This is a genomic window from Bacillota bacterium, assembly GCA_012837285.1.
Lineage (GTDB): Bacteria > Bacillota > DTU030 > DUMP01 > DUMP01 > DUNI01.
In genome coordinates, this window is the sequence record DURJ01000121.1 from 1 (window position 1) to 8,322 (window position 8,322).

General features: G+C 50.6%; 7 protein-coding genes. All 7 read right to left on the bottom strand.

Annotated features, from left to right (window positions below; all coding sequences use genetic code 11):
* Window positions 1-279: asparaginase (locus GX016_07235; protein ID HHT71352.1), on the bottom strand; the 279-nt coding region annotated here is incomplete at its 3' end.
* Window positions 280-367: 88 nt separating this feature from the next.
* On the bottom strand, window positions 368-1,492 hold the full coding sequence (locus tag GX016_07240; protein ID HHT71353.1) for an ATP-binding protein: 1,125 nt from the start codon (window positions 1,490-1,492) through the stop codon (window positions 368-370).
* Window positions 1,493-1,716: 224 nt separating this feature from the next.
* A complete protein-coding gene (locus tag GX016_07245) occupies window positions 1,717-2,007 on the bottom strand; it encodes a hypothetical protein (protein HHT71354.1) in 291 nt (96 codons plus the stop codon).
* A 30-nt stretch (window positions 2,008-2,037) separates the two neighbouring features.
* Window positions 2,038-2,751, bottom strand: a complete 714-nt coding sequence (locus tag GX016_07250; protein HHT71355.1) for a hypothetical protein — start codon at window positions 2,749-2,751, stop codon at window positions 2,038-2,040.
* Window positions 2,748-4,676, bottom strand: a complete 1,929-nt coding sequence (gene pglZ / locus GX016_07255) for a BREX-3 system phosphatase PglZ (GenBank protein HHT71356.1) — start codon at window positions 4,674-4,676, stop codon at window positions 2,748-2,750. Before pglZ ends, GX016_07250 begins: the two co-directional genes overlap by 4 nt.
* Window positions 4,673-7,498: a DEAD/DEAH box helicase family protein gene (locus tag GX016_07260; GenBank protein HHT71357.1), complete on the bottom strand. Its 2,826-nt coding sequence runs from the start codon at window positions 7,496-7,498 to the stop codon at window positions 4,673-4,675. Before GX016_07260 ends, pglZ begins: the two co-directional genes overlap by 4 nt.
* The coding region (locus tag GX016_07265; GenBank protein ID HHT71358.1) for a DNA methylase at window positions 7,499-8,322 on the bottom strand (824 nt) is incomplete at its 5' end. It abuts the gene before it with no gap.

The following is an 8,322-nucleotide window of genomic DNA, read 5'->3' on the forward strand; positions in this document are numbered from 1 at the left end:
AATAGACTGTACCCGCTCCACATGCATATCCTGGCCGCTATGGGAACCGCACATCACTGCCACTTCGTCCAGCGAAAACTGATAGTGATCAAAAGTCCCGGTTTTAAATAAAGGTAATACCTGCAGTGGTTTGGCCGCTGAGCGCAAAAACGTCATCCGCTCAGCGTCACCGTGACTGTAAACCAGCTTCCCGTTAATATCCACCACCGCTATAGAGCCATAATGCCGGCTCTCGGCTAAACCACCGCGGTAAAGTACCGCCACCACTTCCGAGGGCATAGATTATCATCTCCGTTTGCTCAAGGTGTTTCTTCCCTTAGGCTTTTCCATGATTCCTAGTACAGGCATCATAGCATAAAAACAGCCCTTAGTAACAAGCTTTCAGCAAATAGTCCTTGAACATTGGCTCGATAAAAGAGTAACTTCCTCGCGCCGTTTTTTGAATCACAGCTTTGCTTATTAAGTAGTCAACAGCCCGCTTCACTTGATTAGGATGAAGGCTTTCTCCGTAGGGATTTTCGTCTAGAGCCAGCCTGTTTAGAACTTGACGGGCATGGGGTTGGTTATTGGCGTCTTCTATCATGCCATCAAAAACTGGAGCTAGGGCCAACAATGCTCGGTTATAACCAAGGTCGATGTATTCTTGGTTAAGGACAGAGTTGCCCGTTTCTAAAAGAGTATAATATACTTCTGAGCAAAGAAACATGGTATCCTGGGGATGGCTCCCTGCCAAACGTACAATGGCTCTGACTGTGGACTCCGATGCCTCAATTTGTCGGGATGCAAACTTACTTATAATGTACGGAATCCACTCATCTTCTTTTATCCCTGGTATAGGTAGCATGGTGGCAAAACGATAAAAAGCTTCTTGCCGTCCACTAAAAAGCGTCTGCATCATTCCTTCTTTCGAACCCAGGAAAAGGTACGCGACTTTCTTCTGGTGTTGAAAATTGGCACGCATCTTTTTGAATATTTCTGGATCGTTTGTTGCGCGAGCTGCCTCCTGAAATTCGTCCATCATTACCACCATTGGTTTGTTGTCACGCTGGGCCAGTATCCCGGGAAGGCACAAAGCATAATCCAACAATTCATTCTCTGTTCGCTTGTCGGGAAAGCCTAAGGAGAACTCCAGGTCATGTAGCTTGAAGGCTAAGTGAGCCCCACCGGTTAATAACCTCGCTTTATCCCCCAATGCAGACAAGGTTTTAGCAATACCTGTGCGATTTTCTAGACCAGCATCGATCAAATTAGTAGCGAACTCTCTTTTGCTGGAGAAACGGAAAAAGTCAACCGAGGCCGTATAAAACCCTTGTTTTTTCACCCGTCGTAAGGCTTCGTGAGCCAATGAGGTCTTCCCTATCCGACGCGGACCAGCCAGCATGACGCTCTGTCCCTCCGATAAACGAGCCACCAAGGAATTAAGCAAATCGTTCCTGCCCACCAAATCTTCCGCTCCTACCGGTCCACCTAGGGGAAACAACCCTCTAGTCATGCCAATACCCCCTTCGATACAATATCACAGTTCCGGTGATATTATATCACATTTTGGGTGATATTAGACAAGACAAGATTTATCTCTTAATTCGCCAATAACCATGCGTTACTTGCTCGATCAGGCCTTCCTTGTGCAACTGGGTCTTTGCAGCGTTAAGATTCTTATACCTTCTCTCATGAGGAGTTCCACTTTCAACACTCATCATTTCGTAGTCATCTGGGTCAAAGCGGCCCATTTTTTTGGTAAACGGCCTTTGCTAAGTCTTCGGTTTTCCAGTACAAGGCAACCACAGATGGAACAAGCCAATGGGTGTACAATCCGGTGAGCATATCTTGCTGTATTTCTAAACAACGGATATCAGGCATCAACTGGCATCCAGGATCCCATCTAAGATCGGCTACGGCACAATTCGTTGTTCCTAGGTCAATTCCCAGTACTCGGATCGGCTTACTGTTAGGCCATTCGGACTTTTCGGAAACGAGCCTGGATAAGATGTCTGCCCACAGTACCATCCACACCCCCCAATATTTTGTTGCCTCAATCTATTTTACCACCACTAAATCCATATCCAACCCCTGGCGTTCGATCCCTAAGGTGTCACTGAAATAAATAGCAGGTGCGGATATGGTAATCTCTAATGGAAAGGCACAGGCAAGGTGCTCCAGCTGATCCAACGGCAAAGCAGTGGTCAGGTTAGATTTAAGAAGGATTTCTAGGAACCAAAGCTGGATCTTTTCCCGAGCCGGTTTCTTGGGTCCAGCCACATAGACGCCTTTGGTGGCTGTATCCCGAAGAGCATCCCAGTCCACCATAGATCTTATTACTCGTGGGCCAGCCCACTCCACAGTGGATCGCTCACCCCACTTGTCGGCTACACGCCGGGAAATTTGTTCTAAGGACGCATTCCCCTGCAAAGCCAGTAGCCGCCCGATGATCGAAGCAATATCAGTAAAAAAGGGATAGGCCAGAATACTCATACCCCAGTGTAACCATAGCCGTTCATCAGAATCGGCACTGGGCAAAAGATTCAACGCCTGCTCTTGAAGTGACTTCTGTTCTGGTGGTACTAGATTCCAGACGCGAAGAAGGACAGTCAATGTATTCTGACGGCCTCGTTTGCTCAGGCCTTCCTTTTGCAACACTCTGTCCAAATAGTCCCTTACCTGCTGCTCATCTTCAGCCGTGGCCGTTTGCCAAGCTGTTGCCTCCAGCCAGGTGAGTTTTATCTTGCGATCAAAGCCTATGTATTGGGTCATGATTTAGCCTCCTCGATACGAATGAAAGGTACGATGACTTCCTCCAAAGTTGTGCCGCCGTGAGCCACTACGGTTTGTCCACGCTGTGTAAAAGCGCTCCGCCCCTTGGCCAACAGCACCTTGTACTCGGCAGGTAGACCCACCGGCGGCCATATTACAGCCTTATCTGCGCCGGCTGCCGCCTGTTCAACCAATGTCTTACTGGTATAAATACGGGCACGCTGGCCTCGGGCCTCAGCCAAAATGCCGTCAGTGATTGTCCCCTGGCCAGTAGCAGCCACATTGCCGTGATCGGCAGTTAGATACACCACAAAGCCATTCTTAAGCAGTTGATCAATGGTACCATTCAAGTAGCCGCCTTGAGCCCAAAGTGCTATCTGCTGCAACATCCCGGCAGAGCCTAGCTTCATGCCGTGCATAATATCATCAACTTTTCTGACCACTAGCCCCACAATATCGGCCCCACTGGCCAGCGTCGCTCTTATCTCGGCTGGATCTGTCCCAGGCAAAAGCCCATAATGGACCTTGTCCACAGGAATCTGGGCATCGCGCCAAAACCGGCGCCAATGCTGCCCGTCTTTATGGCTTTCTAACAGGGATGCCGCCAAATATAACGGCGCTTTGCCGGCAAACAAGGCTTGGCGGGAAATGGGAGTCAAGGTAGGTATCCAAGCAAAAATCTGGTTCTCCGTTAGCTGCCAGTTCGGATGGCCTGCTTTCAGTTCCCGCCGGATAACCAGCCATTGATTCATTGCTAGTCCGTCGATCACTAGCAACGCCTGCCGAGTTTCGTCCAATTGGGTTCGGCGGTAGTTCAGAAAGTGGGGAACTTGGTGCACCAATATCGGTTGAGGTAAATAAGGCAGCATAGCCAGCCGGCCGTAACTTTCTCGCAGCCAAGAGAAGAATTTATGATCTAATTTATCCTGCAACAGCTCCCGTCTTCTCCGGTCCGTCAGGTAGCCGCCCATGTCACACTCCAGTAGCAGGTGGGCCCACTTTACAGCCAGCTTCTGCCAATCCCGGTAGTCTAATGTCTCGTCCAGTTGCTTCTCTAATGTCGTTACTAACCTTTCCAAGTCCTGTTTTCTCGCTTTCTCTCGGTCTACAATTACGCCGGCTCGGGCCCAGTCAGGTACTTCTTTGTCCTTGGGTGGGTCCACCGGTTCTAGATAACCGTCAGCAAAGAGGTCATTTATGTATACCCGTATATCGTAACGGTCAAATGGTATTATTGGCTCCCGGCTCTCGACTCCATGAACAAAATCAAACCATTTTCTCTGTAGAAACTTAAAGAAAGCCACCGCCGAAGGAACAATTTTCTCCAACGGCCAATGGCGAAATACTTCTTTTCGGCCTAGCACATCCACCAGATAGCGATCCAGTACTTCCGGCAAACGCAGTCCACGGCAATGCCGGGACAATAACATCTGAGTAATTTCCACCGGTCCGTGGATCGTCTCAGGAACAATCCCAAATACGTGTTTTAAGATATGGTGTTTGGTAGCACTATCACCTAGCGTTGGACCGTGATAGTCTTGGTAAATCCGATATAAACGAGCAAAATATTCCTTATCTAGCTCAGCCATCACTGGGTAGCTAAGACGAGGAAACAAATCGGCCAGACTAAGCTGAAGTAGACGCCCACCCGCCAAAATATCGTAAGGCAAAGCAGCCAACTTACGCCTGTCATCGATTGTAACTACCAGATAGGCTTCTTCTCCGCGATCCCACCGGCAGCGGTACTGGTGTTCGTACATAAAGCGAAAATTCAAAGGGTTGTTGTATACCGTTAAATCAAATCCCCTGTCCTTTAGTGTTTGCCAAATCTCTTCTTCCTGCAGCAAGGCATCGGGATCCACTACCACCGTCAGGGGATATAGCTGGGCAGGGAAATTCTGTAGTATTTGTCGACGCCAATTCATGGCTCTGCACCTTCTATATAGATCATAATCACACAAGTCAATTCGGGAAATACCTGCGCCATTTCCTCCAGTTCCAGGATTCGCTTTTGATAGTCGCTTTCTAGCTGATTTAGCCGCTTCCGGCGCACCGCCGGCAACCCCAACCTGCTAATAGCCTGACGACGAGCGGCAATAGCAAACTCGGCCTTGTCTCTTTCCTGAGCTACATATTCCCGGTGTCTGGCTTCTAGATCTTGGAACACGCCTTGGCCATAGATCTCTGCCTGCTCCGCCAAGATGTAAAAACCTGTCTCGGCTTGTTCACCCTTTATTGCCCCTGTTATTTGCATGGCTGTATTTTCTTGTAGCAGCAAGTCCCATATTCGCCGGGCTGTTGGGAGAAGCAAGCGCCTGTTTTCATGGATAAACAAAGGAAACACACGGCTACTGCCGGCACTTGTGGACCCTAGCGACACTCGCCACAAACCCCACCAACCGGCAATCTCGCTCTTCAATCCGGAAAGTTGTAGCCCGACCAGGGGCTGACCAGGCAAATGCCGGGGCAATCTATGGACCAAGGAGCGTACCCGTGGGTCAGCCAAGCTAAGATACGTTAAATCATGCTTGACTTCGTCTTGGCGCCAAAATGTTACTCCTTCTTGTCGGTATCCATCAGGCCAAACAAGATCGTAACCTCTTAACCTGCGCTGTACCGTTCCACCGGAGGCGTAAAGGAAGCCCGTGGTCATGAGCTCTACCCAGTACGGTAGTGGATGGTTAGCCAAACGCTGTGCCCAATTCACATCCAGTTGTGAGGCCTTACTTAGCACATTACTGGCCAACTGTGCCTCTTCCAGGCGACGACGCAATGCAGCTGCGAACGCCTTTGTTCGGCTGGCTGCCTCTTCCGGCTTGAGAACTGCTTCTTTATAAAGATTCTCCCAGTCAGCGGCCACTTCACTGGAATCCAGTACGTCGCTAATTTTATCCACACCCAGATCAGTCAGTATTGTGGCCAGCTTTTCCTCTAGTACTTCTTGAACCCGATACTCCACTGTGTCCTCTAAGATAAAATTAAGCGCCCGCACCGGATGTTTCTGCCCAATACGATCCACCCGACCTATGCGCTGTTCTAAACGCATGGGATTCCAAGGTAAGTCGTAATTTATGACCACATGGCAAAATTGAAGATTGAGACCCTCGCCGCCTGCATCAGTAGAGATAAGTACTTGCTTTTCGCCAGCAAATTCTGCCTGGACCTGCTGCCGCTGCTGGAGATCCATGGAGCCGTTAAGATAAGTTACTTCAAAACCGTTCCCAGTCAGGAAATCAGCCAGCATTTCTTGGGTAGCCAAGAACTCCGTAAACACCAGAAACTTTAACTCTGGATTCCGTTCCTCGGCCTGCAGCCGATAGAGCCATTGAAGCAGCTCTGCAGCTCTGGCATCCGGTTGTTGGGAAGCCCGGCGGGCCAAGGACAGCAACGCCTGTACCTCTTCACGTTCAGTGGCGAAAGCTAGCAGCCGTTGTTTAAGAATATGCTCCAGTTGCTCCTGCCCGTCCAGTTCCCACCAATCTTCATCCGGAAGCAAATCCTCATTTAGCACATACGGCGTCGCCCCTTCTATAACCTCTAACCGGCGCTCCAGGGCTAAACGAATAGCCTGGGTGCTACTGGCCACTAGGCGCTGCATCATAACCATCAGAAAGCCGATGTAGTACCGTTTTTCTTTCAGCGCCTGATTGTACCCCTCGCGGACATATGCAGTAACTCTCTCATACAGTTCGCACTGCAGTCTGTGCTGTTCCTGCCACACAATAGGAATCAACTGTGTTTGTCGGGGCTTAAACAGGGGCTGGCCGTCCAAGTTCACGGCCTGTCTTTTCTCGGTGCGGATTACATATGGGGCCACCCGCTCCCGTTCTACGGCATCTACAGTAGGAAATGCTTCATCATCGAGCAGATTCACCAATCGGTGAAAGGCATCGCTCTTGCCTTGGTGTGGTGTAGCCGAAAGAAAGAGCACATACGGTGCTGCTTCGGCCAAAGCTCGGCCCAGACGGTAGCGGGCCACTGCATCGCTGCTACCGGCCAACCGGTGAGCTTCGTCCACAATCACCAGATCCCAGCCGCCTGTCACCAGCTTCTCGAACCGTTCCCGGTTGTACCGCTGTACTTCATCATGGGTCCAACCGCGCCGGCCCTGAATGGGTTTGACTGAATCCAAGGGGACCACGGCTTGAGGTATCCGCCGCCAGAAGTTGCCATCCTCAGCCAAGTAACTAAGCGCACCCATTTCCGCCGGGATAACCAATTGAAACGACTCGTTGAAGTGATTCTGCATTTCCTGCACCCACTGTAAGACCAAGCCTTTAGGTGCCACCACCAGCGTACGGTGCACCAAACCCCTGAGCTTAAGTTCCCGCATAATGAGCCCGGCTTCAATGGTTTTGCCTAAACCCACTTCATCAGCCAATAAATAGCGCACGCGCTGCCCGGCCAAAGCCCGAGCCAAAGCATAAAGTTGGTGCGGCAGCGGCACTACTGTACCTTCCAGCGGCGCTAAGAACAAATCCGACTGAGCTAAGCTGTCCATTATCTTGGCGGCGGCAACGGCATAGACAATAGCCGGCTGGCTGGGAACTTTAGCTGCGCTTACGGGAATAAGTTCTGCCGCCGGTACGGTAGCCACTGTCCCGGCAGCCGGTTGCCACACTAGGCAAGCGGATTTTCCCCATAGGTCCAAGACTTCGAGGATACGTACAGCTTCGCCTTGGGTGCGGGTTAGCGCCCAGTCCCCTGATCGCCACAAAGTCTTGTCTGTCACTTTAGCTCTCCCCATTTACTCGTCCAAACGCACTTGGGCGTTATCGTAATACATATAGAGGCTATTATCTTCCTGCAGAACCGAGTCAGGAATGCGTTCGGCCACCTGGACAATGGTGCGATAATCCTTGGCCGACCAGCAAGCTTTGAACCCGGCCCGGAGAGCCTCGGTACGAAATTCCCTCAACCGGCCGCGCCCTTCTATGTAGAGGTCAAATTCACGCAATAGAGCTTTTTCCCGCATTCTTTCCAAGTCGGACTGTTTGTTCGGATCAGGTACATACCAACGGCCCAGCTCATCTTGAAGAAAGCTTTCATCCAGCAGTTGGGTCAGTTCCGGTAGTTTTTCGTATTTTATCAGATGGGACTGGCGTAAGAACTGGGGTAGGATATCTTGATAAGTCTGGGGGTTTTCGCCCAACGCTTGTCGCAACCATTGAATAGCTGATTTTTCGTCGGTTACCAGAAGTGACAATTGCTGGACCCCATCCGCCACCATCCGGGCCCGGTCGTATTCCACCGCCTGAGCCGGGAGGAAATACATCCAATCTCGCTCGGGAAAGCGCTGCTTCAATCCGGCATAAAAATCAGCGGCGTTAAGGGGCACAGCCGCGCCTCGCTGAACGTGAAAAGCAACCATGCGGTCGTAAAGCAGGTAGTTTTGCCGCTCAGCTACTACTTCTAACTGGCCGTCTTTCTCTACCACCACTGGCAGCCGTTTCAGGTGGCTGCGGACAAAATCCCAGGCCCCCTCCTCGCTGCCGGCTTTAAGGCGAAAGCTTTCTTCTAGGCCTTCGTTGGGTTTATACGCAGAAACAATTAGATCTTGTCTTACGGCAG

Excerpts from the sequence above, each read along its gene's own strand:
- GX016_07260 (HHT71357.1), bottom strand. The coding sequence starts at position 7,498 with ATGGGGAGAGCTAAAGTGACAGACAAGACTTTGTGGCGATCAGGGGAC.
- GX016_07245 (HHT71354.1), bottom strand. The coding sequence starts at position 2,007 with ATGGTACTGTGGGCAGACATCTTATCCAGGCTCGTTTCCGAAAAGTCC.
- GX016_07250 (HHT71355.1), bottom strand. The coding sequence starts at position 2,751 with ATGACCCAATACATAGGCTTTGATCGCAAGATAAAACTCACCTGGCTG.
- pglZ (HHT71356.1), bottom strand. The coding sequence starts at position 4,676 with ATGAATTGGCGTCGACAAATACTACAGAATTTCCCTGCCCAGCTATAT.
- GX016_07240 (HHT71353.1), bottom strand. The coding sequence starts at position 1,492 with ATGACTAGAGGGTTGTTTCCCCTAGGTGGACCGGTAGGAGCGGAAGAT.